Source organism: Geodermatophilus obscurus DSM 43160 (genome assembly GCF_000025345.1).
Lineage (GTDB): Bacteria > Actinomycetota > Actinomycetes > Mycobacteriales > Geodermatophilaceae > Geodermatophilus > Geodermatophilus obscurus.
Window position 1 is genome coordinate 1863074 of record NC_013757.1, and the last position, 24105, is coordinate 1887178.

Here is a 24105-nt window from a genome sequence, read left to right on the forward strand (position 1 = left end):
AGCGTGCGAGGCGTGGGGGGAAGGGTGGTCCTCCTTCAATCCGGACGGTGCCGCCGGATCTTCGACCCGAGCCAGGTGAGCGGGTCGTACCGACGGTCCACGACCCGCTCCTTGAGCGGGATGATCCCGTTGTCGGTGAGGTGGATGCCCTCGGGGCACACCTCCGAGCAGCACTTGGTGATGTTGCAGTAGCCGAGGCCGAACTCCTGCTGAGCGGCGTCCCGCCGGTCGACGACGTCGAGCGGGTGCATGTCGAGCTCGGCGAGCCGGATGAGGAAGCGCGGCCCGGCGAAGGCGGCCTTGTTCTCCTCGTGGTCCCGGATGACGTGGCAGGTGTCCTGGCACAGCCAGCACTCGATGCACTTCCGGAACTCCTGCGGCCGGTCGACGTCCACCTGCTGCATCCGGTGGTTGCCGTCGGGGTCCCGAGGGCGTGGGGTGAACGCCGGGACCTGAGCGGCCTTCTCGTAGTTGTACGAGACGTCGGTGACCAGGTCGCGGATGACGGGGAAGGTCCGCAGCGGGGTGACCGTCACCGTCTCGTCCTCGGCGAACGTGTTCATCCGGGTCAGGCACATCAGGCGCGGCCGCCCGTTGACCTCCGCGCTGCAGGACCCGCACTTGCCGGCCTTGCAGTTCCACCGAACGGCCAGGTCGCCGGCCTGGGTGGCCTGCAGTCGGTGGATGACGTCGAGGACGACCTCGCCCTCGTTCACCGGGACGGTGAAGGTCTGCAGCTCCCCGCTGGACGCATCGCCGCGCCAGACGCGGAAGGTGGCGTCGTAGCCGCCGCGGTTCCCTCCCGGGCCCTCGTCGACCGCGCGGATGCTCGATTCCCCCGGTTCTGTCACGTCCCCTCCTCGCCGGCGCTCGTCGGGTTCGTGTCCGGCCGTGCGGTGTCCCTGTGTGACCTCGCGAGCTCGGTCACGTCTGCTCCTCGAAGACCTCGGCCAGCTCCGGTGGCATCTCCGGCAGCGGCTGCCGGGCCACGGTCACCCCGCCGTCCGGCGTCCGGGTGCAGACCAGGTTGATGCGTCCCCACGCCGTGTCGGTGGCGGGGAAGTCGTCGCGGGTGTGCCCGCCGCGGCTCTCCTCACGGGCGAGCGCGGCCCGGGCGATGCACTCGCTGACCGCCAGGAGGTGCGGCAGGTCGAGCGCCAGGTGCCAGCCGGGGTTGTACTGCCGGTGCCCCTCCACGGACAGCGCCGCCACGCGGTCGCGCAGCGCGGCGATCCGCTGCAGCGCGCGTTCCATCTCCGGGGCGGTGCGGATGATCCCGACGAGGTCGTGCATCGTCTGCTGCAGCTCGGACTGCACCGTGTAGGGGTTCTCACCCCCCTCCCGCTCGAACGGCTCGAGGGCCGCACGCGCCGCCTCGGCCAGCGCCTCCTCGCGGAGCGCGACAAGGCCGGCCCGTTTCCCCGCGTGCTCGGCGGCGGCGGCACCGGCGCGCCGGCCGAAGACCAGCAGGTCCGACAGCGAGTTGCCGCCCAGCCGGTTGGACCCGTGCATGCCGCCGGCGACCTCGCCCGCCGCGAACAGCCCGGCGACCGACGCCTCCGCGGTGTCCGGGTCCACCTGGACACCGCCCATCACGTAGTGGCAGGTCGGGCCGACCTCCATCGGCTCGGCAGTGATGTCGACGTCGGCCAGCTCCTTGAACTGGTGGTACATCGACGGCAGCCGCCGTCGGACGTACTCGGCGGGGCGCCGACTGGCGATGTCGAGGAACACCCCGCCGTGCGGGGAGCCGCGCCCGGCCTTGACCTCGCTGTTGATCGCCCGGGCGACCTCGTCACGGGGCAGCAGCTCGGGCGGGCGCCGGTTGTTCCTCTTGTCGTCGTACCAGCGGTCGGCCTCGTCCTCGGTCTCCGCCGTCTCCTTGCGGAAGAAGTCGGGGATGTAGTCGAACATGAACCGGTTGCCGGCCGAGTTCCGCAGGACGCCGCCGTCGCCCCGGACGCTCTCGGTCACGAGGATCCCGCGCACCGACGGGGGCCACACCATCCCGGTGGGGTGGAACTGGACGAACTCCATGTTCACCAGGCCGGCGCCGGCCTGGAGCGCCAGGGAGTGTCCGTCGCCGGTGTACTCCCACGAGTTCGAGGTGACCTTGTAGGCCTTGCCGATCCCGCCCGTGGCCAGCACGACCGACGGCGCCTCCCACGCGACGAACCGCCCCGACTCGCGCCAGTAGCCGAACGCGCCGGTGATGCCCTCGGCGTCGGTGAGCAGCCGGGTGACCGTGCACTCCATGTAGACGTCCACCCCGAGGGCGACGGTGCGCTGCTGGAGGGTGCGGATCAGCTCCAGCCCCGTGCGGTCGCCGACGTGGGCGAGGCGGGCGTAGCGGTGGCCGCCGAAGTCGCGCTGGCTGATCAGCCCGTCAGGGGTGCGGTCGAACAGCGCGCCCCAGTCCTCGAGCTCGCGCACGCGGTCGGGCGCCTCCTGCGCGTGGAGCTGGGCCATCCGCCAGTGGTTGAGCATCTTCCCGCCGCGCATGGTGTCCCTGAAGTGCACCCGCCAGTCGTCCTCGGGGTAGGCGTTGCCCATCGCCGCGGCGATGCCGCCCTCGGCCATGACGGTGTGCGCCTTGCCGAGCAGGGACTTGCAGACGACGGCCGTACGCGCCCCGGCCTCGTGCGCGGCGATCGCGGCCCGCAGGCCCGCGCCGCCGGCTCCGACGACGACGACGTCGTAGCTGTGCCTCTCGAAGTCCATCAGAAGAACCTCAGGTCGCTGATCGTGCCGGTGGCCAGCAGGAAGACGTAGAAGTCGGCGAACGCGACGGTGAACAGCGAGATCCAGGCGTACTGCATGTGCCGGGCGTTCAGCTTCGACACCGCCGTCCACGCCTTGTAGCGCAGGGGGTGCTTCGAGAAGGTGTTCAACCGGCCACCGACGATGTGCCGGCAGGAGTGGCAGGAGATCGAGTACAGGAACAGCATCACCGCGTTGACCAGCAGGATCACCGTGCCCAGACCCATGTGACCCCACTCGCCGGTCTCGTCGCGGAACCCGCGGAAGGCCTCGTAGAAGAGGATCACGTTGAACAGCAGTGCGGCGTACAGGAAGTACCGGTGGACGTTCTGCCCGACCAGGGGGAACCGGGTCTCACCGGTATAGCGGCGGTGCGGCTCTGCGACCGCGCACGCCGGCGGGGCCAGCCAGAACGATCGGTAGTAGGCCTTGCGGTAGTAGTAGCAGGTCAGCCGGATGCCCAGCGGCAGCACGAGGATGTAGATCGCTGGCGAGATCCAGGCCGGGCCGGTGAAGAACTCGGGGAAGCTGTCGCCCTCGCACCGCGTCGTGATGCACGGCGAGTAGAACGGCGAGATGTAGGGCTCGGAGAAGTAGTACGCGTTCTGGAACGCTCGGAACGTCGAGTACGCGATGAAAAGCACCAGGACGACGACGGTGACCAGCGGCTGCACCCACCACCGGTCCGTCCGCAGCGTCCGCGCCGCGATGGCCGCACGGCCCGGGGCCGTCCCTCCGCCGCCGCTTCCCGGGGGGGCCGCCCCGGTCCCGCGCGGCGCAGTCGTCGTCACCGGACGGCGCGGCCGGACCCGCCGGGTCCCGGGTCGTAGCCGTCGTCGTACAAGATGGCCGAGGAGGCCGGGGCCTCTCGTGCCACGCGCGCCGAGCCGCACAGGAGGGCGAGGTCGTCACGCAGCCGGGCGACGTCGATCCTCAGCCGGCGCGCGTCCACCGTGTCCCCGAAGTGCCGGGCGAGCGGGGTGCACGCGTTCTCCAGCGCGTCGACGGCCCGGCGGGCCGCCGCCACGTCCTGCTCCAGGGACATCGCTGCCTCCAGGTGCCGGTCACACCGCCGCCGAGGCGGTTCGCGCAGTCGACCACGGAAGCCCGGCCCGCGGAAGGACTTCCGCAGCGATGGGCGGCGGCTCGGCCGCCGGCACGGCGCGGCCCAGGGCATGTCCGACGGACCTGCGGCCTCGGGATCACCGCCCAGACCGCACGACCGTCGGCACGGGTCCGTCGGACACGCCTAGCATCGGCGGCCGTGCGGCCCTTCCTCCTGCTGGCCTCGCGGCCCGAGGACGAGGCCGCGGACGACGAGTACGCCGCCTTCCTCCGCGCCACCGGACTCGACGAGTCCGGGCTGCGGCGCATCCGGCTGGAGGCCGGGCCGCTGCCGCCGCTGGACCTCGACGACTACGCCGGGGTGTTCCTCGGCGGGGGGCCGTTCAACTCCAGCGACCCGGCCGAGGGCAAGTCCGCCGTCCAGCGGCGGGTCGAGGCGGAGCTGTCGGCCCTGCTGGACGAGGTCGTCGCCCGCGACCTCCCCTTCCTCGGCGCCTGCTACGGCATCGGCACCCTCGGCGTGCACCAGGGCGGGGTGGTCGACCGCACCCACGGCGAGCCGGTCTCCTGCGTGCCGGTGTCGCTGACCGGTGCCGGCCGGGTCGACCCGCTCCTCGCGGGCATGCCGGAGGTGTTCGACGCGCTGGTCGGGCACAAGGAGGCCTGTCGGGTGCTGCCGCCCTCGGCCGTGCTGCTGGCCACGTCGGCCGGCTGCCCGGTGCAGATGTTCCGGGTCGGGCGCAACGTCTACGCCACCCAGTTCCACCCCGAGCTCGACGTCGCCGGCGTCGTCACCCGGGTGCGGGTCTACCAGCACGCCGGCTACTTCCCGCCCGCGGAGATGGAGGACCTGATCGCCCGGGTCAGCCAGGCGGTGGTCACCGAGCCCAGCCGGGTCCTCGCCAACTTCGTCGCCCGGTACGGCTGAGCCGGTGGCCCGGGGACCGGTCCTGCCGGACGGCGGCCTGCGGATGGGCACGCCGCAGGGCCGCTGGGTGCTGCTGGCGACCGTGCTCGGGTCGAGCCTGGCGATGCTGGACGCCACCGTCGTCAACGTGGCGCTGGAGCGGATCGGCACCGAGTTCGACGCCGGCTTCACCGGCCTGCAGTGGACGGTCAACGCCTACACGCTCACCCTCGCCTCGCTGATCCTCATGGGCGGCTCGCTCGGCGACCGCTTCGGCCGGCGGCGGGTGTTCGTCGTCGGCACCGTCTGGTTCGCCGCGGCGTCCCTGCTGTGCGGCCTGGCACCCGACGTGGGGACGCTGGTCGCCGCGCGGGCGCTGCAGGGCGTCGGCGGCGCGCTGCTGACCCCGGGCAGCCTGGCGCTGATCTCGGCGTCCTTCTCCGGTGCCGACCGGGCGGCGGCCGTCGGCGCCTGGTCGGGGCTGGGCGGGGTGGCCGGTGCGGTCGGGCCGTTCGTCGGCGGTTGGCTGGTCGGCGTCGACTGGCGCCTGGTCTTCCTGCTCAACCTCCCGCTGGCCGCGGTCGTCGTGGCCGTGGCGGTGCGCCACGTGCCGGAGTCCCGCGACCCGGAGGCGGCGCGCTCCCTGGACTGGCAGGGGACGGCGCTCGTCGTCGCCGGCCTCGGTGCGCTCACGTACGGCCTCACCGCGGCGGGCGAGCCCGGACGCGGCCCCGGCGTGTGGGGCTGGGTCGCCGCCGGGCTGGTCGCGCTGGCGGGCTTCGCCGTCGTCCAGCGGCGTTCCCCGGCGCCGCTGGTGACCCCGGCCCTGTTCGCCTCCCGGCAGTTCACCGCCGCGAACGCGGTCACGCTGCTCGTCTACGCCGCCCTCGGGGTGGTCTTCGTGCTGCTGGTGCTGCACCTGCAGGTGGTGGCCGGGTTCGACCCGCTGCCGGCCGGTACCGCGGTGCTCCCGGTGACCGCCCTCATGCTGCTGTTCTCCGCGCGCGTGGGTGCGCTGGCCCAGCAGGTCGGCCCGCGGCCGCTGCTGACCGCCGGGCCGCTGGTCGCCGCCGCGGGGGTGCTGCTGATGGCGCGGATCGGCCCGGACGCCGGCTACCTCACCGACGTGCTGCCCGCGACGGCGGTCTTCGGCGCGGGGCTCACGCTGCTGGTGGCGCCGCTGACCGCGACGGTGCTGGACTCCGCGCCCGACCGGCTGGCCGGCGTCGCTTCCGGGGTGAACAACGCCGTGGCCCGCGCCGCCGGCCTGCTGGCCGTCGCGGTCGTGCCGGCCGCGGCGGGGCTCGGCGGGGTCGGGGTCGGCGACCCGGCCGCCTTCGGCGCCGGCTTCCGCACGGCCATGCTGGTCTGCGCCGGCCTGCTGCTCGCCGGCGCGCTCGTCGCCGCGGTTCTGGTGCGCCGGCCGCTGGGGACGCCGGAGCCCGGGCCGCAGCGGCGGCTGCCGATCGAGGAGTGTCTGCACTGCGGCGTCACCGGGCCGCAGGTGCACCCGGCTGCGATGGGGGAGAGGACGCGATGAGCACCAGCGTCAGCCGGCAGTCCACGCCGGGCGGGTGGGGCCTGCTCGCCCGGGTGGCCCCGCTGCGGCAGCGGCTGCGCACCGAGGCCGGGGGTGCCGGGCTGCTGCTCGCCGCCACCGTCGTCGCGCTGCTGTGGGCCAATTCGCCCTGGGGCGGCAGCTACGAGACCTTCTGGCACACCGAGTTCGCCGTCCGCTTCGCCGGCGCCGAGCTCGCCCTGGACCTGCAGCACTGGGTCAACGACGGCCTGATGGTCTTCTTCTTCTTCGTGGTCGGGCTGGAGATCAAGCGCGAGCTGGTGATGGGCGAGCTCACCGACCGGCGGCGGGCCGCGGTGCCCGCGCTGGCCGCGGTCACCGGCCTGGCGGTGCCGGCGCTGGTCTACGTCGCGTTCACCCTCGGCGACGAGGCGGCCTCGGCGTGGGGCGTGGTGATATCCACCGACACCGCGTTCCTGCTCGGCGTGCTCGCGCTCGTCGGGCCGGCCTGCCCGGCGCAGCTGCGGCTGTTCCTGCTCACCCTGGCCATCGCCGACGACGTCGGGGCGCTGACCGTGATCGCGCTGTTCTACACCGAGGACCTCGCCGTGGGCCCGCTGCTGCTGGCCGTGCTCGGGCTGGCGCTCATGGTCGCCCTGCGCTACCTCAACGTGTGGCGCGGGCCGGCCTACCTGGTGCTCGGCCTCGCGGTGTGGGTGGCGATGTACCTCTCCGGCGTCCACCCCACCCTCGCCGGGGTGGTGATCGCGCTGTTCACCCCCGCCTATCCGGCGCGCCGGGACGAGGTGGCGGACGCCGCCCGGCTGACCCGGGCCTACCAGCAGTCGCCCAACCCGAGGTTCGCCCGGGCCGCGCGGCTGTCGATCGACCGTTCGGTGTCGGCCAGCGAGCGGCTGCAGCAGCTCTGGCAACCGTGGACCAGCTTCGTGATCGTCCCGGTGTTCGCCCTCGCCAACGCCGGCGTCCCGCTCACCGGCGAGACGCTGCGCACCGCGGCCACCTCGCCGGTCACCCTCGGGGTCGTCGCCGGCCTGGTGCTCGGCAAGCTCGTCGGCATCCTGGTCGGCACCGGCCTAGCGGTCCGGCTGCGCCTCGGCGAGCTGGCCCCGGGACTGACCTGGCTGCAGCTCGCCGGCGGCGCGGCGCTGTCGGGGATCGGCTTCACCATCTCGCTGTTCATCGTCGACCTGGCCTTCGACGACGAGGCGCGGGCCGACCAGGCGCGGGTCGGCGTCCTGGTCGCGTCGGTGCTGGCCGCGCTGCTGGGCTGGGCGCTGTTCCGGCTGGCCGACCGCCGCCGCCCACCCGGCGCCGGGGCGCGGCCGGTGCTGCTCGACCCGCCGGTCGACGTCGACCGCGACCACGTCCGCGGGCCGGCCGACGCGCCGCTCACCCTCGTCGAGTACGGCGACTTCGAGTGCCCGTTCTGCGGCCGCGCCACCGGGACGGTCGAGGAGCTGCGCGAGCGGTTCGGCGACCGGCTGCGCTACGTCTTCCGGCACGTGCCGCTGGTCGGCGTCCACCCGCACGCGCGGCTGGCCGCCGAGGCGGCCGAGGCCGCCGACGCGCAGGGCCGGTTCTGGGAGATGCACGACCGGCTGTTCGCCGGCCAGGACCGGCTGATGCCGACCGACCTGCTGGAGCACGCCGCGGCAGCCGGGCTCGACGTGTCGCGCTTCGCCCGGGACCTGGGGTCGAGCCGGTTCGCCCGCCGGGTCGAGGAGGACGTCGAGTCGGCCGAGGCCAGCGGCGTCACCGGCACCCCGACCTTCTTCGTCAACGGACGGCGGCACACCGGGCCGTTCGACGCCGACAGCCTCGCCGCGGCGCTGCTCGCCGCCGGAGGGGAGGAGGGGCTGCCGCCGTCCGGTGACGACGGCCTGTCCGGGCTGGTGCTGCCGGCGCTCGGGCAGCGGCGCGGCGAGCCCCGTCCTGAGGCGGACGACGCGCCCGCGGACGTGCCGGCCGACCTGCCCGAGACGCCCGACCGGGACGGCGCCTTCCCCCGGCTGACCGACGAGCAGATCGCCCTGGTCGAGCGCTCCGCCACCCGCATGCGCTGCGCGCCGGGGGACACCCTCTTCCGCGAGGGCGACGCCGGGTACGCCTTCCACGTCGTCGTCTCCGGGACCGTCGCGATCGTGGAGGACCACGGCCGGACCGGCCAGCGGGTCATCTCGGTGCACGGGCGGCACCGCTTCCTCGGCGAGCTGGACCTGTTCAGCGGCCAGCCGGTGTCGCTGACCGCCCTGGTGTTGCAGCCGGCCGAGGTGCTCCGCGTCGAGCGCGAGCAGCTGCGGGCCGTCTTCACCGCCGACCCGGCGTTCAAGGAGCTGGTGCTGCGGGCCTTCCTGCTGCGCCGCTCGATGCTGCTCGAGCTCGCCGCCGACCTGCGCATCGTCGGCCGGGGCGGCTCGCCGGACAGCCGGCGACTGCAGGAGCTGGCGCGCAGCCGCCGGCTGTCGGCCGGCTTCGTCGACCTGGACGCCGGCGGTGACGGCGCCGCGGTGCTCACCGAGCTGGGGGTCACCGAGGACGACCTGCCCGTCGTGGTGGGGCGGCGCGGCGGAGTGCTGCGCAACCCGACCGACGACGAGGTGATGGCGGCCGTCGAGGCCGTGGACTGAGGAAGGACCGCCCTCCCCCTCGTAGAAGGACCCCCCCTCGCAGGCTCGAGGCGGTGCCCTGGACGAGGCCAGCGGCGGGACCCTGCAGGGGGCCGGCGGTGTCCTGGACGGGGCCGGGACCCCGGAGGGTGGACGGTCCAGTACGTCACCGCGCTCGTGGCGGGACCCTGCCACGGGCCTGCGGTGCCTGACCGGAGACCCTGCAGGGGCGGGCAGAGCTCCTCGGAGGTTTCACAGGTGGGCCACCAACACGGCAGGTGGCCGTCGTCCGACGGTCGCGCGGGACGGCCAGCGTCCGCGCCATGCGCGTCATCGGCCATCGCGGCACACCCACCGGCCCCCTGCTCACCGAGAACACCCTCCCGGCGGTGGCCGCCGCCCTCGAGGCCGGCGCCGACGGGGTGGAGGTCGACGTCCGGGCCACCGCTGACGGGGTCCTCGTCGTCGTCCACGACCCCGACCTCGGCCGGGTGCTGGGTACCCGCGCCGGAACCGGACCGGTCGTCGCGGAGACCCGCTACGCCGCGCTGCGCGTCCTCCGGTTGCCCGGCGGCGCGTACGTCCCCGTCCTCGACGAGGTCCTCGACCTCGCCGCCGCCTCCCGCGCGCTCGTCGTCACCGAGGTCAAGGCGGGCCTCGGCGGCCGGCGCGCCCAGACCGCAGTGCTGCTCGCCGGCCACCTCGAGGAGCGGAGGCGGCGGCGGCCCGGGGCCGACCGGATCATCACGTCCTCCTTCGACACGGTCAGTGCCCGGACCCTCGCCGGGAACGGCACCGTCGGCGGGGCGGTGATCCTCGAACCGTGGCAGGACCCCCGCCGGATGGCCGGCTGGGCTCGGCGCTGCGGGCTCACCGAGCTGCACCTGTCCGTCGAGCACATCCGTCGCGACCCGGCCGTGGTCGCCGACCTGCACGCGATGGGTCTGGCGGTCGCCGCGGGCCTCGTCGACGACCCCGAGGAGGGCGCCCGGTTCGCCCGGCTGGGCATCGACCTGCTGTGCACCGACGCGGTGGCCCGCGTCGAGGCCACCGTGGGGTCGAGCGCCTGACGGGGTCAGGCGGGCACGGGCTCGGCGTGGTCGTCGTCCAGGAGGTGCGGGCCCAGGCGCAGCCGGGTCAGCACGCGCTGCAGGTCGGGGGAGGTGCCGCTCAGCGTCATCCGCCGGTCGTGCCGCAGGAGGCGGCGGTAGGCCGCGCCGATCGCCCGCAGCCCGGTGTGGTCGGTCACGGTGAGCGCGGCGACGTCGAGCACCCAGCGCCGCTGCTCGGTGAGCAGCAGGCCGGACACCGCGGAGTGCAGGATCCGGGCCGTGCGGGAGTCCAGCCGGCCGATCAGCCGCAGGCGACCGCCGACGACGTCGACCTCGGCGAGGAGGGGCGGGCGGGGGAGCTCACCGACCGGGGAGGACGGCGGGAGGGACAAGCGATCACCTCGGAGCGAGCACGAGGCGGAGAAGCCGGCGGCCGTGCTGTGGGTCGAGCGGGGGCTGGCGTTTGACCCGCGGTCAGCCTAAACGGAACAGTCCCGTCTCGGCAACGCGGTGGTGCCTCCTACGGTCGGTCCCTCATCGGCCGCGGGGCAGCCGGGCCGGGGCGCGTCCGTGAGACTGCTCCGCTGGGCGCACCGTCGTACGGCCGTCTCCGTCTGTACCGGCGCGCCGACCGCTGCGGAACAGGCAGCGACTCCTCTGTGCATCGGGTGTGTGACCGCTCGTAGGCGACCCGGGCGGAGCGGGCCGCTCCCGCGGGGCACACGCGGCGTCGCGCCCTGCTGATCGCTGTCCAGGGCGCCTGCGTCCCGGTTCGGAGCCCGACCTAGCGTCGGCGCGGTCCGCACGGGCTCCAGCATCACCGAACCGCGGTGACACCCGTCGGACGCCGCCCAACCGGGTGCCGGCAGTGAGCCGGCTCCCGGGCCGGGGACCCAACGCAGTACCTGGGGTGAAGCAGGACGGGACACCAGTCCCGGTCTGCCGGGCGAGTTCCCCGCCCGAACCCGTCAGCTAACCCGGTCGGCGGTCAAGGAGAACAGGAGCACGTCCTCCATGACGACTACTACTCGCGTGCCCACGGGCCGGCGTCCTCTCGGCGGCCGGCGGGCCGTGGTGGCACTCCTCGCCGGTGCCGGGGTGGCTTTCACGGCCCTCCCCGCACAGGCGCACATGGCGACTGCGGCCACCGCCGTCGCCGAGGCGCCGGTTCCGTCGAGCAAGCCGACCCCGACCTCGAGCACCTACGGCATGTGGGACCCGCACGTCCGACCCGTCGTGCAGGAGGTCGCCGCGCGGTTCGGCGTCTCCACGGTCCTCACCCGTCCCGGCCACAGCCCCACCCAGGGCCGCGCCGCCGACTTCATGGTCCACAGCGACCGGGCCAAGGGCGACGCCATCGCCCAGTACGTCATCGACAACGCCGCCCGCTTCCGCGTCGATTACGTGATCTGGAAGCAGCGCATCTACCTCGTCTCGTCCGGCTCGTGGCGTGCGATGGAGGATCGCGGATCCCCCACGGCCAACCACATGGACCACCCGCACGTGTCCTTCCGGCCGGCCTGACGGACGAGAGCCTCCCCGCCCGGTCGGGCGGGGAGGCTCTCGCGGGGCTCGATCTAGTCGGTGGCCGGCGGCAGGAGCCGCGGCATGAACACCTCGTCGATCGGGCGCGGGCCGACGTACTGCCGGCAGGTGCACGGCACCCACTGGTGCCCGGTCCAGCGCCCCCGCTTGTCGTGCACGTCGCGCCGCAGCTCGGCGTAGCAGGTGTTGGTCTCGGTGTCGTGCTGGCTCAGCGTGTGACCGCACCCGCACAGCGGCGCGGACGGCGCCGGCGGGGGAGTGGGCCGACGGCGGCTCAGCCGGCCGCCCAGGAAACCGGCCGCGAGCAGCACCGCACCGACCAGCAGGCTGACAGGTTCCACCGGCGTGCTCCTCCCGATCGCGGCACCCACGACGGTAGCGCGCGGGAGCGGGGTCGGGAGCAGGTCGGCCGGTGTGCTCCCGGTGTCAGCCCTGCTGCTTGCCCCTGCCGCTGACAGCGTCCCGGAGGTGGTCGATGAGGCTGGCGACCGGCCCGGCGACCGTGCGGACGACGCCCTCGTTCGGCGTCAACGGGTGCGGGCGGGTGGGCGCCATGGCCTTGACGCGCTCGACGTCCTGGGCCATCTCCACCAGTTGCTCGCGGGAGAACGTCGCCCGCAGCTCGGTGAACATCCGGCTCTCCTCGTGCTCGACGTGGTGCCGGATCTCCCGGATGAGCGTCGCCACCTCGGTGTCGAACTGCGGGTCGTCGGGGTCCATGCGCTCGAGCCGCTTCATGGTCTCCTCGGCCTCGGCGTGTTCGTGCTTGGAGTGCTCGGCCTCCTCGCGGTCGACCTGCCCCTCGACACGCGGGTAGACCCGGGTCTCCTCGGCGACGGAGTGCTTGACGAGGCCGATCGTCACCTCGTCGACCAGCTCCCGTTTGCGCCGCAGGACGTCCGGGCCGGTCTGCCCGAACAGGCCCTCGAGCTCGGTGAAGATCCGGTCGAACTCGCGGTGGTCGGCGCTGAGCAGGTCGACCACGTCACGCTGGCTGTCGGTCTGGGTCACGGCTGGCTCCTGTCGGTCGGGCGTACGCCCGCAGGGTTCCCCGGCCGGGTGACGCACACACCCGAGCACAGCGCCAGTCGTGACCCGTTCGTGTTGTTTTGCCGGTGTGAGGCAGGGCACAACCTGATCGTGCAGTCCTATGCCGTGGGGTTCGCCCGCCCGGACCGCTGGTCCCCGGGCAGGCCGACCGAGCAGAGCAGACCGTGGCACGCCGTCGAGGCCCACCGGCCGCCGAGCGAGCTGGACGGCGAGGTCGAGCTCGCCGTCTGCGGGGCGATCGTGCAGGTGTGGGGGTCGCAGGACTGGCAGCGGGTCGGCGTCGGCCGGACCGCGTGCCCGGAGTGCCGTGACCTGACGTCGGTGGCCCGGCCGCTCAGCCGGGCCGGCTGAGCGGCCGCGCCCCCGCCCGACCCGGTCAGCGGCGCTCGGACCGCCGTCCACTGATCGCCGAGAGCCCGGTGATCTCCCGGCCCACGATCAGCGCCTGCACCGAGTCGGTGCCCTCGAACGTGAAGACGGCCTCCATGTCGGCGTGGTGGCGGGCCACGTGGTGGTCGATGAGGATGCCGTCGCCGCCGAGGATGTCGCGGGCGTCGGCGACGATGGCCCGGGCCTTGGCGGCGTGGTTCATCTTGGCCAGCGAGGCCATCGCGGCGGTCATCCGGCCGGCGTCGGCGAGCTTGGACAGCCGCCAGCACATCAGCTGCATCGCGGTGATCTCGGCGAGCATCCGCGCCAGCTTGTCCTGCACCAGCTGGTAGCCGGCAATCGGCTGCCCGAACTGCTCCCGGCGCAGCGCGTGCGCCAGCGCCAGCTCGTAGGAGGCGGTGGCCAGCCCGAGCGCCCGCCAGGCGACGGTGTAGCGGGTGCGGTCGAGGACCTGGGAGACGTCCTTGAAGGAGTGGCAGTTGGCCAGCCGGTTCTCCGCCGGCACCCGGACGTCGGAGAGCGTGATCTCGGCCTGCCACACCGCACGCAGCGCCGTCTTGCCGGTCATCACCCGGGCCTCGTAGCCCGGCGTGCCCTTGTCGACGACGTAGCCGCCGACGGCGCCGTCCTCCCCGCGGGCCCAGATCAGCACGTGGTCGGCGATGGTGCCGTTGCCGATCCACTTCTTCTGCCCGTTGAGGACGTAGGAGTCGCCGTCGCGGCGCACGAAGGTCTCCAGGCCGACGGCGTCCGAGCCGTGCGCCGGCTCGGTCAGCCCGAAGGCGCCGACCTTCTCCAGGCGGGCCATCGCCGGCAGCCAGCGCTCGCGCTGCTCCTCGTCGCCCAGCATCGCGATGGACTGCATCGCCAGGAAGCTGTGCACGCCGTTGAAGGTGCCCACGCTGCCGTCAGCGCGGGCCAGCTCCGCGGCGACCAGACCGGCCGACACGTTGCTCATCCCCGGGCAGCCGTAGCCCTCGATGGTGCCGCCGGCGATCCCCAGCTCGGCGAGCTTGGGCACCAGCTCGAAGGGGAACTCGGCACGCTCCCAGTAGTCGTTGATGCGCGGGGTGACCTCCTTCTCGCAGAAGGCGCGCACCCTGTCGCGGATCTCGATCTCCTCCGGCTCGAGGAGCTCCTCCAGGTCGTAGAAGTCAGGGCTCGGCTCGCTCATGTGACCGACGCTACGCCGACTGGGCCCCACTGCCTGGCCGGACAGCGTGCGGCCGTCCCCGGCCCCACCGCCCGGCTGCGACGGAGCCGATCTCCTACGCACGTCGAGCCGCACGACCTCGAGGTCGTGCGGCTCGACGTGGGCTGGTCTCCGGGTCAGGCGGCGGTGGGAAGAGCCGGACCGGGGAGTGGTGGGCCGGTGCGGCCCGGTCCGGTGCGGATCTCGGTGCCGTCGGGTCGCCGGGTGCGCCATCGGCCGTCGGGTTGTCGCTCGACCCGGAAGCCGTGGTGGACACAAGGTGCGAGTGCCGCTCGCACAGCAGCGCGCTGTTGGCCAGGCTGGTCTGACCGCCGTCGATCCAGGTGAGCAGGTGGTGCACGTCGCACCAGTGCGTGGGGGCGCCGCAGCCGGTGAACACGCAGCCGCCGTCGCGGACTTCCGCGGCCCGGCGGACGTGCGGTGGCACCAGGCGCACGGTGCGGCCGTGCTCCAGCGGCAGCCCGTCGGGGCCCATCACGATGCGGGTGACGGCCCCGTCACAGGCGATCCAGCGGACCCGGGCCGCGGAGATCGTCGTGCCGAACCCCAGCTCGGCGGCACCCCGCCCGGTGGCCGGATCGAAGTCTCTCGGAGTCGGCGTCCTTCAGCAGCACGGATCCCCAGCTCAGGAGCTCGTCCACAGGTCCAGCAAGGGGCTTGACGGAAGCCGGGAGACGCATCCGGAGTGCCCGATTCCGGGGCCGTGAGCCGTGCGAGGGAATCCCGACCGGAGCCGCACGTCAACGGCCGGGCACGGGCCAGGAGAGGCTGGGTCGGCCCGGTCCTGCGCCCGGCGGTCGGCACCCTGCGCGTCGCGATCCCGCGCCGTCGTCCTCACCCTGCGGTGGTAGGAGCAGCACCTGGCCGTGATCGAGATCCGCTACGTTCCCCCGGGTCGTCGTCGGGGAGGTCGCAGGTGCCGTTCCTGGTCGCGCGCCTGGCGCGTCTGCTGCGCGTGCGGTTGCCCGGGTGGCGGCTGCCGCTGGCCGTCGCGGTCTTCGTCTTCCTGTCCAGCTGGGCGGCGATGGCGGTGGTCGAGCCGGCCAGCACCGGCATCGCCTCGCCGGGCACCTACTGGTGGTACTTCGTCGTCACCGCGGCCACCGTCGGCTACGGCGACGTCTACCCGGCCTCGACCGCGGGCCGGGTCGTGGGCGCCTACGTCATCGTCGGCGGCATCGTCACGCTCACCCTGCTCTTCACGCAGCTCTCAGCCGCGCTGCAGACGGTGAGGGGCAAGAGACTGAGGGGGCTGGTCGGACTGGACCTGACCGACCACGTCGTGCTGCTCGGCTACACGCCGGGGCGGACGGCGCGCATCGTCGCCGAGCTGACCGCGGAGGGCGGGACGCCGCTGGTGCTCTGCACCTGGGACGACGACGTCTCCGAGGACCCGCTGCCCGAGCGGCTGGACGTGCACTTCGTCCGCGGCGACCTCACCTCGCCCGACGTCATGACCCGCGCGAGCGTGGCGCGCGCCCGAACTGCGGTGATCGACGTCCGCGACGACAACGAGGCCCTGGCCGTCGCCCTCGCCGTCACCCACGCCAACCCGCGGATCCACCTCGTCGCCGCACTCCGCGACCTCGGCCGGCTGGACACGCTGCGGTACGTGCACGCCGACGTCCAAGGGGTGCAGTGGCACATGCCCTTCCTGCTGACCGAGGAGGCCAACGACCCCGGCATCGCCCAGGTCTACAGCGACCTGATGACCAGCGGCGGGCACGGCAACACCTACTCCGCCCGCGTGCCGGAGGGCTTCCCGCACCGCACGTTCGGCGACTGCCAGACCTGGTTCGGGCGCACCTTCGGCGCCACGGTGCTCGCCCTGCGCACCGACGGCGGTCCGCTCGTCGTCAGCCCCGGCTGGAACAGCTCGGTGCCCGAGGGCACGACGCTCTACTACGTCGCCGGGCAGCGCATCGACGCCGCCCGCCTGCGCGCCGGGTCCTGACCCTCAGCGCCCCAGCAGGCCGCGCAGGTAGGCGGCCTGCCCCAGGTGCTGGAGGTCGTCGGAGAGCACGCTGACCAGCCGGACGCCGAGGGTGACCGGCGGGTCCCAGTTCGTGTCGACGACCCGGTCGAGGTCCTCGTCGGAGAGGCCGCGGAGGAACTCCGCCGACCGCGCGTGCACGGCGCGGGAGTAGCCCAGCAGCAGGTCCGCCGACGGCACGCGGACGGCGTCGACCTCCTCGTCGGTCATCCCGTAGCCGGTGGCCGCGTCGTCCACGGGGAGGCCGAAGCGGCCGGTCCAGCCCTCGGCGGTCCACACCTGCTCGGTGCCCGCGACGTCGGCGACGTGGTCGTCCTGCACCCGCAGCAGGTGCCAGGCCAGCCAGCCGATCGGGTTGGCACCAGGCTGCAGCCTGCGGTTGAGGTCGTCGGGCTCCAGCTCCTCGAGGGTGCGGGTGAACGTCTCCTCGACCTGCTCGTAGGCGTAGCTGAGGACGTCGCGGCTGCGCATGCGTGCAGCGCTACCCGGAGGCCGGCCGCTCACTCGCCCGGCGCGGTCTCCTCCGACGGCTCGCTCTGCGCCTCCAGGTCGGCGGCCTGCTCGGGGGTCTCCAGCTCCAGGGCGATGTCGCGGGGCTGCGGGGTCTCGGCGGACGGCGTCGTCATGGTCCGAGCCTGCCGCAGGACGCGGTGGTCCGCGTCACCAGCCGAGCAGAGCCCCGGCGAGGACGACCAGGCCGGCGGCCACGGCGAGCAGCGCGAGCACCACCACCAGCACCGGGACGACCACCCAGCGACGGCGGAACCGGCGCCGTTGCGGCCGATTGCCGGGTCGTTCCGCGGGCCGACGTCCCGCCGGGGGCGCGGGCGGCGCCTCCGGGGGTGCGGTCTCGCGCCGCCGGACCTCCCGGCGCTCCCGTCTGCGCTCGGCCAGGTGGCGGGCCTGGTCCCGGGCATCCCGGGCCACGGCACCGATCACGGTCGCCGACGCGGCCGCCAGGGCGCGCAGGTCCGCGGCGTCGATCCGCTCCACCTGCTCGTGCTCGGGCGCCGGCCGCTCCGCCTGCGGCGGCGCGGGCTCCGGTGCCCAGGGTGTGGCGCCCCGCGTCGAGTCGAGGGCCGCGTGCAGCTCGCGGCGTGCCTGCTCGGCGGTCATCCGATGCGCCGGGTCCTTGGTGAGCAGGCCGCGCAGCACCGGCTCGAGCGGACCGGCGTGGACGGGCGGCGGCGGCTCCTCGGTCACGACCGCCATGAGCGTGGCCATGGGCTCACCGCGGGCGAACGCCTGGCGGCCCTCGACCGCGGTGTAGAGCGTCGCGCCGAGGGACCACAGGTCCACGGCCGGCCCGGGCTGCTCGCCGTGGGCGCGCTCGGGTGCCATGTAGGAGGGCGAGCCGATGATCGCGCCGGTCGTGGTGATCGCCGGGTCGCCGGCGGCGGTCGCGATGCCGAAGTCGGTGAGACAGGCCCGCCCGTCGGGGGCGACCAGCACGTTGCCCGGCTTCACGTCGCGGTGCACGATCCCGGCCTCGTGCGCGGCGGTCAGCCCGGCGAGCACGTCGAGCCCGATGCGGGCGACCGCCGGCCACGGCAGCGGGCCCTGCCCGTCGAGGACCTGCTGCAGGCTGCACGACTCCACGTGCTCCATGACCAGCCAGGGACGGCCGTCCTCCTCGACAACGTCGTAGACCGAGGTGACCGACGGGTGGTCCAGGCGGGCGGCGGTGCGGGCCTCGCGCATCGTGCGCTCGCGCAGCAGGCGGCGCTCCTCGTCGGACAGGTGCAGCGCGAAGGTGACCTCCTTGACCGCCACCGGCCGGTCCAGCTTCAGGTCGGTGGCCCGCCAGACGACGCCCATGCCGCCACGGCCGAGGACCTCGCTGAGCGCATAGCGCCCGGCGAGCAGACGTTCGGCGGACGCCGGCTCCGCGGTCATGAGGCGGACGGTACGCCGAGGCGGGCGGTCCTCGCGCCCCCGAGCGCGCGCCGGGACCGAGGGCCCTGTCGCCTCCGCGGCGGAACACGCATGATCGACGGTGCCGGTCGTCCGCGGGCACCGGGGCCTCGGCGGCCGGCCTGCGAGGAGGCGGTCATGACCGAGCAGGCCGAACGGGTCGAGGGTCCCCAGGCGCGGGGGCCGCGCGTGGTCGTGGGTGTGGACGGCTCGGCGGGAGCACGGGCCGCGGTGCGGTTCGCGGTCGAGGACGCCGTCCGACGGGGTGTGCCCGTCGAGGCAGTCATCTCCCACCGGCCACCCGAGGCGTGGATGGACTTCGACGCGATCGGTGACTTCGAGTACGACAAGGCGACGGCCGCGGCGGTGGAGCGGGCCGAGACGTTCATCGCCGAGGTGCTCCGCGACGTCCCGGAGCCGCACCCGGAGATCCACGTGACGGCCGTCCTCGGCTCGGCGGCGGACGCGCTCATCCGGGAGTCGGCCGGTGCGGACCTGCTGGTGGTCGGCAGCCGGGGTCACGGCGGGTTCTCCAGCATGCTGCTCGGGTCGACGAGCATGCAGTGCGCCCTGCACGCGCCGTGCCCGGTCACCGTCGTCCACTCGCCCGAGTCGCACCGTGAGCGGCTGCACCTGCGGCGTCGCCACGACGGGGAGCGGGTGCGTGCCCGACGGCGCCGCTTCCGTGGGGCCACGGCCGACTTCACCGGACCCTGACGAACGGCCTCCCTGCAGTAGAAGGACCCCCTCCTCCCCACCACTCGCAAGCTCGCGGCGGTACCCGGGAGGAGGCCGAGGGGCGGGGGCAGGGAGATCCTTCTTCAGTCCGGGGTGCCGAGCCAGCGGCGCAGCACGTCGTCCTCGCGGCGCAGCACGACCATCGCCAGCTCCCGGACGGCGGCCTCGGCCTGCCGCCCGACGACCGGCGCGTCGACCTCCGCCTCGCCGGTGACCGTGGAGCGGGTGCCGGCGGCGGTCGGGCGGAGCCGCCGCTCGCCGCGCACCGCCGCCGTCCGGCCGAGGATGCGCGTCTCCACCTGCAACACCCCGCGGTGCCCACCGTCGCCGTCCGCCGTCCAGCTCCGCCGGTCGGCGACGGCGACCTCGCGGCCCACGAAGCGGGTGAACACCGCCGGGATGCCCAGCGTGGGGACGACGAGCCGCACCGTCGTGCGCGGGCTGCCGCCGTCCGGGACGCTCTCCACCGACTCGAGCCGGGCACCGAGGACCTGGGCGTAGTCGCGGAGGAAGGCCTCGTCGGTGAGGACGGCGAGGACGTCGTCCGGACCGGCCGGGAACGTGGCGGTGTGGTCGATGGACACGCGCCATCCTGCGACGGGGAGCCCGCGCGCGCCCGTCGAGCCCCGATCCGCCGGGTGCGCGACCCGGCCCGCGGTCAGCCCGGGGTTCCGTCGGCGGAGCTGACCGCGCCGCGCAGGAACCGGCCCCGGGTGATCGCGGTCGACCTCGTCGACGACCAGGTCGACCAGCCAGCGCACCGGCCCGGTGTGCGCGAGGAGTCCCTCACCGGCCCGCTCCTGCGGCGTGGCCAGCAAGCCGAGGGTGCCGGCGACCGCGGCGAGGGCGGCGTCCTCCGGCGTCCACTCCCGCCGCCGTGGCTCCTCGAGGACCTGCTCGTCGGCCGCCGTGCGGTCGGCCCGGCAGTCGACGTAGCGGGTGCCGAGCAGCCGGCGGCGCACCGTCCACGACCCGCGACGCAGGTGCTCGGCGGCGAGCTCCTCCTGGTCGACCGGGCCGCCGCGGAGCAGGTCGGTCAGCGAGTCGGCGCCCTCGGCCGGCAGCCGGTCGGCGGGGGCGGAGCCGGACGGCGGGTCGTCGAACTCGACGGCGTCCTCGGTGTCCCGCACCCGGCCGCGCAGCGCGAGGTCGACCAGCAGGGTGCCGCGCACCGCCAGCGCCGTCACCAGGTCGTCGGTCAGCCGGCCCCGGTCGAGCGCCAGGGCGGCCAGCCGCATCGACACCGAGTCGTCCCAGTCGTCCTCCACGCGCGCATCCTGTCGCGGCACGGGACGGCGCGGGCCCGGTCGTGCCGCCGACCGGTCAGTCCCGGCGGGCGGTGGGCAGGCGACGGGCCACGGTGGGGACGACGATCGCCGCGGCGACGAGGTGGGTGACCATCAGCAGCACCCGGGTGCCGGTCGTGGCGTCGGCGACCAGGTCGGGGACCAGCGAGAGCGCGGTGAGCACCACGGTCGTGCGCACGAAGGTGCTGCGCGGCTGCCGGGCGCGACGGGCCAGCACGGCGGCCAGCGCAACACCCACCAGGGAGAACACGACGGTCAGCACCGCGAAGCCGGACACCGGGATGGGCGCCCCGCTCACGTCGAGGCTGATCCCGGCGGCCGAGCCCGCGGCGGCGACGGTGCTGGTCGCGAGGGCGGCGACCGCCGTGGCGGCCAGGCCGGCGCCGACGATCGAGCGGGTGGTGGTGGCGGTGGTCAGCGTGGCGGTCACGACGTCCTCCAGGGGGAACGACCGGCTCGGTCACCGGCCTCTCACCAGGACGTCGAACGGCCGCGGCCTGGATCGACACGGGTCACGGGGAATTCCCGGCACGGCGTCCCTGCCGCCACCGGTCGGCGAGCCGGAGCAGACCGGACGCCGCGACGTGCGCCCCGACCACGACCAGGGGTCCGAACACGGCCGCTGCGCGGGCGGTCGGTGCCACCGGGACCCCGGCGCGCCGGAGCCTCGACCGCGCCCAGAGCGCGAACGGCACGACGACCGTGGGGGCCGTGAGCACGCCCGGGGTGTAGCCCCGCGTGACCACCGCGGAGGCGACATGGGGGACGGCGTGCCACCCGAAGCCGGCCAGCGTGGCCTGGTAGAGCGGATCGGCGCCGCCGGTGCGCGCACCTCGGGCCGAGGCGGCGGCGACGAAGGCGCCCACGAGGCCGATGGCCACGGTCGCGTGCGGGCGGGAGACGCTCAACGCGTCCCGGACCCGCGCCGGCGCCCGGGGCAGGGTGCGCTCCAGGCGCGGCCGGGCGCGGTCCGCCCAGCCGGGCATGGTGACCAGCTCCTCCGCGTCGTGGACGGCCCACGCGGCGAGCAGGCCCCACGTCACGCTGCGTGGGAGGCGAGGGACAGGGGCGGGAACGGGCACGCGTCCATCCTGGGACCCCGCCAGCACCGGTCAGCCGGAGCCGTCCCGCAGGACGACGGTCAGATCGCCGGGGCGCTGTACAGGTGGGCCCGGAGTCCCACCCGCGCCGCGGCGTCGACGTCGACCTGCTGGTCGTCGACGAAGCGCACCGATCCGGCGGCAGCCCGGAGGCCGAGCAGACCGCGACGAACACCTCCGGATCGGGCTCGGCCCGGCCCAGCGCCGAGCTGTTGAAGACGGCGTCGAACTCGTCGTCCAGTCCCAGCCGCTGCAGGTCGCGGGGCAGCCGGTCGGTCGCATCGCTCAGCAGCGCCACGGGACGGGAGCGGCGCTGCTCGCGGAGGACGGCGACGACCCGCCGGTCGACCTCTCCGCAGGGGCCCGACCAGGCGGCCACCGCTCCGGCCGCGGCCTCCCCGTGGACGGCGACCAGCCGTGTGGCGATCCCCGCCCGCCACCGGGCGTCGCTGATCCGGCCGGTGACGACGGCCCGCAGGGTGGCCGCGTCGGCGGATGCCGCGCGGTCGAGCGCGCCCGGGGGCAGACCGGCTCGTCGCTCGGCGGAGGAGACGATCGCCGGGTCCCAGATCCGCAGGACGCCGTCGAGGTCGACGACGAGGGCGGAGTCCGAGGACCGGCGGCTCATGCGGGGAAGAGCCACGCGGTGCTGCGCCGGGCGGCCTCGGTGTACTCCGCGCGGCCGGTCCGCAGGCCGTACTCGAGGTCCTCGAGGGCGGCGCAGCGCGCGAAGAACTCGATCCGCGGCCCGGCGTCGGGCAGGCCGCCGTACGCCTGCAGGGCCTCGGCGAGGAAGGCCGGCCCGAAGTCGCGGTACAGCCGGGCGAAGTCGAGGGCCGGGTCGGTGACCGCGCAGTCCGACCAGTCGATCACGCCGGTGACGCGCGTTCCCTCCGCGAGGAGGTGCTCGGCGCCGAGGTCCGCGTGCGCCACCGCGCGCAGCGGGGAGGCACGCGGCACGCTGGACCGGACCACGCGCAGCAGCTCGGCGGGCCCGTCGAGGTCCACCAGCCACTCGGCGGGGTCGGCGTCCTCCACGTCGATGAAGGCGCGCACCGCGTCGGGGTCGGTGGCGTGCAGGTTGCGCAGGAACCGGCCGAGGACGGCGCCGGTGCCCGGCGCGGCGTTCGCCCCAGCAGCGGCCGTCCCGGCAGCAGCCGGTGGCCGAGGACGCCGGCGTCCCCGTCGGCGAACACGGGGACGGGGACGGCCAGCGGCAGCCGCGGCGCGAGGAGCTCCAGCAGGGCCGCCTCGCGCGCCACGTCGGTGCCGTCGGCCACCCGGAGGACCAGCTCGCCCGCGGCGAAGGCGGTGTTGTCCAGCCCGCGGCCCAGCTCCCGCAGCGGCAGGCCGGCGAGCTCGGGAGCGTGCCGCCGGAGCGCTGCGGCGGCACGTGCCGCCGCGGGCTCGGTCACGGGCCCGGCCTGCTGACCGCTCCGCTCACTCGCGCGGCGGGGCGGGCGCCGCGCGCCGGTGGTGCGGGCTGTCCGGGTTCAGCAGCGAGTGCCTGCGGCCGTAGGCGAAGTAGATGACGAAGCCGATGACCAGCCAGACCCCGAAGCGCGCCCAGGTCTCCCAGGGCAGCTGCCAGATCAGGAACAGCGACGACAGGACCCCGAACGCGGGGACGAAGGGCATGAGGGGCAGCCGGAAGGAGCGGGGCGTGTCGGGCCGGGTGTAGCGGAACAGGATAACTGCGACGCACACGACGATGAACGCGGACAGGATGCCGATGTTCGTCAGGTCCGCGACGGCGCGGATCGGGAAGACGCCGGCGAGCAGGGCCGATCCGATGCCGGCGATCCACGTCACCCGCTGCGGGGTGCCGTGGCGGTCCACCCCGGCGAACCACGGGGGCAGCAGCCCGTCGCGGCTCATGGAGAACCACACCCGGGTGACGCCGAGCAGGAAGGTCAGCATGACGGTCAGGATGGACAGCACGGCGAACACCGAGATGATGCCGGCGATCACCGGCAGGCCGACGCTGGTGAAGGCCGAGGCGAAGCCGGCCGTCGGGTCGATCTCCTGGTAGTTCTGCATCCCGGTGAGCACCAGCGTGGCCGCCACGTACAGCACCATCGCGATGACCAGCGACAGGATGATCGCCCGCGGCATGTGCTTCTTGCCGTCCTCGGCCTCCTCGGCGGCGGTGCTCATGGCGTCGTAGCCGAAGACCGCGAAGAAGACGGTGGCCGCGCCGGTGAGCACGGGGCCGAACCCGGCCGGCATGAACGGGTCGTAGTTCCCGGCGTCGATGTAGAAGATGCCCAGCCCGATGATGAACAGGATCAGCAGGATCTTGATCGCCACGGCGACGAGCTCGAACCGGCCGAAGGTCCTGGTGCCCCGGCTGAGGATGAAGGTCACGAGCAGGCAGATCAGGACGGCCGGGACGTTGACGACACCGCCCTCCTCGGCCGACGCGGTGACCGACACCGGCAGGCTGAGCCCGAAGCCGTCGAGGAACGCCTCCAGGTAGCCGGAGATGCCGATCGCCACGACCGCGACGATGGCGATGTACTCCAGCAGCAGGTCCCAGCCGATGAACCACCCGATGACCTCGCCGAGGGCCACGTAGCCGTAGGTGTAGGCGGAGCCCGCCCGCGGGATCATCCCGGCGAACTCGGCGTAGGACAGCGCCGCGGCCGCGGAGGCCAGCCCGGCGATGAGGAAGGCGATCAGCACGGCCGGGCCGACGCCGGGGTTGTCCTCGTCGCCGGCCGCCACCAGGCCGGCGAGGGAGAAGATCCCGACGCCGATGATGCCGCCGACGCCGATCGCGGTCAGCTGCCAGAGCCCGAGGCTCTTGGCGAGCACGCCCGCTCCGCTGTCCTTCTCGATCTCGTCCATCCGGTCCACCGGCATGCGCCGCCAGATCGAGTGCCTCGCCTGCGTGCTCACGCGTTCCCCCTCGCGGTCGGACCA

Annotated in this window: 23 protein-coding genes, 3 pseudogenes and 1 riboswitch; of the genes and pseudogenes, 8 read left to right on the forward strand and 18 right to left on the reverse strand. The window is 74.4% G+C overall.

Annotated features, from left to right (window positions below):
* Window positions 1-35 precede the first annotated feature (35 nt).
* The 4 genes from GOBS_RS08835 to GOBS_RS08850 all read right to left on the reverse strand — a co-directional run bounded on the left by GOBS_RS08835 (window position 36) and on the right by GOBS_RS08850 (window position 3805).
* Window positions 36-851, reverse strand: a complete 816-nt coding sequence (locus GOBS_RS08835; RefSeq protein ID WP_012947946.1) for a succinate dehydrogenase/fumarate reductase iron-sulfur subunit — start codon at window positions 849-851, stop codon at window positions 36-38.
* A 73-nt stretch (window positions 852-924) separates the two neighbouring features.
* Entirely contained in the window at window positions 925-2721 is a 1797-nt protein-coding gene (locus tag GOBS_RS08840) for a fumarate reductase/succinate dehydrogenase flavoprotein subunit (RefSeq protein WP_012947947.1), read from the reverse strand.
* Window positions 2721-3434, reverse strand: a complete 714-nt coding sequence (locus GOBS_RS08845) for a hypothetical protein (protein WP_243697681.1) — start codon at window positions 3432-3434, stop codon at window positions 2721-2723. Before GOBS_RS08845 ends, GOBS_RS08840 begins: the two co-directional genes overlap by 1 nt.
* A gap of 113 nt (window positions 3435-3547) precedes the next feature.
* Window positions 3548-3805: a hypothetical protein gene (locus GOBS_RS08850; protein WP_012947949.1), complete on the reverse strand. Its 258-nt coding sequence runs from the start codon at window positions 3803-3805 to the stop codon at window positions 3548-3550.
* A 219-nt stretch (window positions 3806-4024) separates the two neighbouring features.
* On the opposite strand from GOBS_RS08850, the gene GOBS_RS08855 reads away from it, so the two are divergent.
* From GOBS_RS08855 to GOBS_RS25345, 4 genes are all read left to right on the forward strand, one after another.
* On the forward strand, window positions 4025-4753 hold the full coding sequence (locus GOBS_RS08855) for a glutamine amidotransferase (protein ID WP_012947950.1): 729 nt from the start codon (window positions 4025-4027) through the stop codon (window positions 4751-4753).
* Window positions 4754-4757: 4 nt separating this feature from the next.
* A complete protein-coding gene (locus tag GOBS_RS08860; RefSeq protein ID WP_012947951.1) occupies window positions 4758-6272 on the forward strand; it encodes an MFS transporter in 1515 nt (504 codons plus the stop codon).
* The gene (gene nhaA, locus GOBS_RS08865; RefSeq protein ID WP_012947952.1) at window positions 6269-8899 is read left to right on the forward strand and encodes a Na+/H+ antiporter NhaA; all 2631 of its coding nucleotides are present in this window, start codon (window positions 6269-6271) and stop codon (window positions 8897-8899) included. Before GOBS_RS08860 ends, nhaA begins: the two co-directional genes overlap by 4 nt.
* A gap of 302 nt (window positions 8900-9201) precedes the next feature.
* Complete coding sequence (locus GOBS_RS25345) at window positions 9202-9948, forward strand: glycerophosphodiester phosphodiesterase (RefSeq protein ID WP_012947953.1); 747 nt, start codon at window positions 9202-9204, stop codon at window positions 9946-9948.
* Between the two features lie 5 nt (window positions 9949-9953).
* Here GOBS_RS25345 and GOBS_RS08875 read toward each other — a convergent pair whose 3' ends face one another.
* On the reverse strand, window positions 9954-10322 hold the full coding sequence (locus GOBS_RS08875) for an STAS domain-containing protein (protein WP_012947954.1): 369 nt from the start codon (window positions 10320-10322) through the stop codon (window positions 9954-9956).
* 446 nt (window positions 10323-10768) lie between these two features.
* Window positions 10769-10933, forward strand: a riboswitch (cyclic di-AMP (ydaO/yuaA leader).
* Window positions 10934-10944: 11 nt separating this feature from the next.
* On the opposite strand from GOBS_RS08875, the gene GOBS_RS08880 reads away from it, so the two are divergent.
* A complete protein-coding gene (locus GOBS_RS08880) occupies window positions 10945-11454 on the forward strand; it encodes a VldE C-terminal domain-containing protein (RefSeq protein WP_166487340.1) in 510 nt (169 codons plus the stop codon).
* A gap of 53 nt (window positions 11455-11507) precedes the next feature.
* On the opposite strand, the gene GOBS_RS08885 is transcribed toward GOBS_RS08880, so the two are convergent.
* Together GOBS_RS08885 and GOBS_RS08890 are read right to left on the reverse strand one after the other, a co-directional pair.
* Window positions 11508-11816: a hypothetical protein gene (locus GOBS_RS08885; protein WP_012947955.1), complete on the reverse strand. Its 309-nt coding sequence runs from the start codon at window positions 11814-11816 to the stop codon at window positions 11508-11510.
* Window positions 11817-11901: 85 nt separating this feature from the next.
* A complete protein-coding gene (locus tag GOBS_RS08890) occupies window positions 11902-12486 on the reverse strand; it encodes a hemerythrin domain-containing protein (protein WP_012947956.1) in 585 nt (194 codons plus the stop codon).
* A 129-nt stretch (window positions 12487-12615) separates the two neighbouring features.
* On the opposite strand from GOBS_RS08890, the gene GOBS_RS08895 reads away from it, so the two are divergent.
* Window positions 12616-12876 carry a hypothetical protein gene (locus tag GOBS_RS08895; RefSeq protein WP_041241412.1) on the forward strand — a complete coding sequence of 87 codons (261 nt, stop codon included), beginning with the start codon at window positions 12616-12618 and terminating at the stop codon, window positions 12874-12876.
* A gap of 25 nt (window positions 12877-12901) precedes the next feature.
* Here the strand turns inward: GOBS_RS08895 and GOBS_RS08900 are convergent, their stop codons facing one another.
* The gene (locus GOBS_RS08900; RefSeq protein ID WP_012947958.1) at window positions 12902-14089 is read right to left on the reverse strand and encodes an acyl-CoA dehydrogenase family protein; all 1188 of its coding nucleotides are present in this window, start codon (window positions 14087-14089) and stop codon (window positions 12902-12904) included.
* Between the two features lie 155 nt (window positions 14090-14244).
* Window positions 14245-14708: pseudogene (locus tag GOBS_RS08905) on the reverse strand (HNH endonuclease signature motif containing protein); the annotation flags it as partial.
* 336 nt (window positions 14709-15044) lie between these two features.
* Here GOBS_RS08905 and GOBS_RS08910 point away from each other — a divergent pair.
* Complete coding sequence (locus GOBS_RS08910; RefSeq protein ID WP_012947959.1) at window positions 15045-16082, forward strand: NAD-binding protein; 1038 nt, start codon at window positions 15045-15047, stop codon at window positions 16080-16082.
* A 3-nt stretch (window positions 16083-16085) separates the two neighbouring features.
* On the opposite strand, the gene GOBS_RS08915 is transcribed toward GOBS_RS08910, so the two are convergent.
* From GOBS_RS08915 to GOBS_RS29285, 3 genes are read right to left on the reverse strand one after another with little or no spacing between them, the layout of a single operon-like run.
* The gene (locus GOBS_RS08915; RefSeq protein ID WP_012947960.1) at window positions 16086-16592 is read right to left on the reverse strand and encodes a mycothiol transferase; all 507 of its coding nucleotides are present in this window, start codon (window positions 16590-16592) and stop codon (window positions 16086-16088) included.
* 29 nt (window positions 16593-16621) lie between these two features.
* Window positions 16622-16747: a hypothetical protein gene (locus tag GOBS_RS29280; RefSeq protein ID WP_012947961.1), complete on the reverse strand. Its 126-nt coding sequence runs from the start codon at window positions 16745-16747 to the stop codon at window positions 16622-16624.
* Between the two features lie 34 nt (window positions 16748-16781).
* Window positions 16782-18017, reverse strand: a complete 1236-nt coding sequence (locus tag GOBS_RS29285) for a serine/threonine-protein kinase (protein ID WP_012947962.1) — start codon at window positions 18015-18017, stop codon at window positions 16782-16784.
* A gap of 156 nt (window positions 18018-18173) precedes the next feature.
* Here GOBS_RS29285 and GOBS_RS08925 point away from each other — a divergent pair, with 156 nt between their 5' ends.
* A complete protein-coding gene (locus tag GOBS_RS08925) occupies window positions 18174-18752 on the forward strand; it encodes a universal stress protein (RefSeq protein WP_012947963.1) in 579 nt (192 codons plus the stop codon).
* Between the two features lie 104 nt (window positions 18753-18856).
* Here the strand turns inward: GOBS_RS08925 and GOBS_RS08930 are convergent, their stop codons facing one another.
* From GOBS_RS08930 to GOBS_RS08950, 6 genes and pseudogenes are all read right to left on the reverse strand, one after another.
* A complete protein-coding gene (locus tag GOBS_RS08930; RefSeq protein WP_012947964.1) occupies window positions 18857-20041 on the reverse strand; it encodes a DUF2505 domain-containing protein in 1185 nt (394 codons plus the stop codon).
* Between the two features lie 55 nt (window positions 20042-20096).
* Complete coding sequence (locus tag GOBS_RS08935; protein ID WP_012947965.1) at window positions 20097-20510, reverse strand: DUF6069 family protein; 414 nt, start codon at window positions 20508-20510, stop codon at window positions 20097-20099.
* An 82-nt stretch (window positions 20511-20592) separates the two neighbouring features.
* Window positions 20593-21123 carry an HXXEE domain-containing protein gene (locus GOBS_RS08940; protein ID WP_049788187.1) on the reverse strand — a complete coding sequence of 177 codons (531 nt, stop codon included), beginning with the start codon at window positions 21121-21123 and terminating at the stop codon, window positions 20593-20595.
* Between the two features lie 241 nt (window positions 21124-21364).
* Window positions 21365-21808 (reverse strand): annotated as a pseudogene (locus GOBS_RS29645) (HAD family hydrolase); the annotation flags it as partial.
* A pseudogene (locus GOBS_RS29650) lies at window positions 21805-22595 on the reverse strand (phosphotransferase). The pseudogenes GOBS_RS29650 and GOBS_RS29645, both read right to left, overlap by 4 nt.
* 25 nt (window positions 22596-22620) lie before the next feature.
* Window positions 22621-24081 carry an amino acid permease gene (locus GOBS_RS08950; RefSeq protein WP_012947967.1) on the reverse strand — a complete coding sequence of 487 codons (1461 nt, stop codon included), beginning with the start codon at window positions 24079-24081 and terminating at the stop codon, window positions 22621-22623.
* Between the last annotated feature and the right edge of the window lie 24 nt (window positions 24082-24105).

Excerpts from the sequence above, each read along its gene's own strand:
- GOBS_RS08840 (WP_012947947.1), bottom strand. The coding sequence starts at position 2,721 with ATGGACTTCGAGAGGCACAGCTACGACGTCGTCGTCGTCGGAGCCGGC.
- GOBS_RS08850 (WP_012947949.1), bottom strand. The coding sequence starts at position 3,805 with ATGTCCCTGGAGCAGGACGTGGCGGCGGCCCGCCGGGCCGTCGACGCG.
- GOBS_RS29280 (WP_012947961.1), bottom strand. The coding sequence starts at position 16,747 with ATGACGACGCCGTCCGCCGAGACCCCGCAGCCCCGCGACATCGCCCTG.
- GOBS_RS08880 (WP_166487340.1), top strand. The coding sequence starts at position 10,945 with ATGACGACTACTACTCGCGTGCCCACGGGCCGGCGTCCTCTCGGCGGC.
- GOBS_RS08900 (WP_012947958.1), bottom strand. The coding sequence starts at position 14,089 with ATGAGCGAGCCGAGCCCTGACTTCTACGACCTGGAGGAGCTCCTCGAG.
- GOBS_RS08915 (WP_012947960.1), bottom strand. The coding sequence starts at position 16,592 with ATGCGCAGCCGCGACGTCCTCAGCTACGCCTACGAGCAGGTCGAGGAG.
- GOBS_RS25345 (WP_012947953.1), top strand. The coding sequence starts at position 9,202 with ATGCGCGTCATCGGCCATCGCGGCACACCCACCGGCCCCCTGCTCACC.
- GOBS_RS08925 (WP_012947963.1), top strand. The coding sequence starts at position 18,174 with ATGACCGAGCAGGCCGAACGGGTCGAGGGTCCCCAGGCGCGGGGGCCG.
- GOBS_RS29285 (WP_012947962.1), bottom strand. The coding sequence starts at position 18,017 with ATGACCGCGGAGCCGGCGTCCGCCGAACGTCTGCTCGCCGGGCGCTAT.
- nhaA (WP_012947952.1), top strand. The coding sequence starts at position 6,269 with ATGAGCACCAGCGTCAGCCGGCAGTCCACGCCGGGCGGGTGGGGCCTG.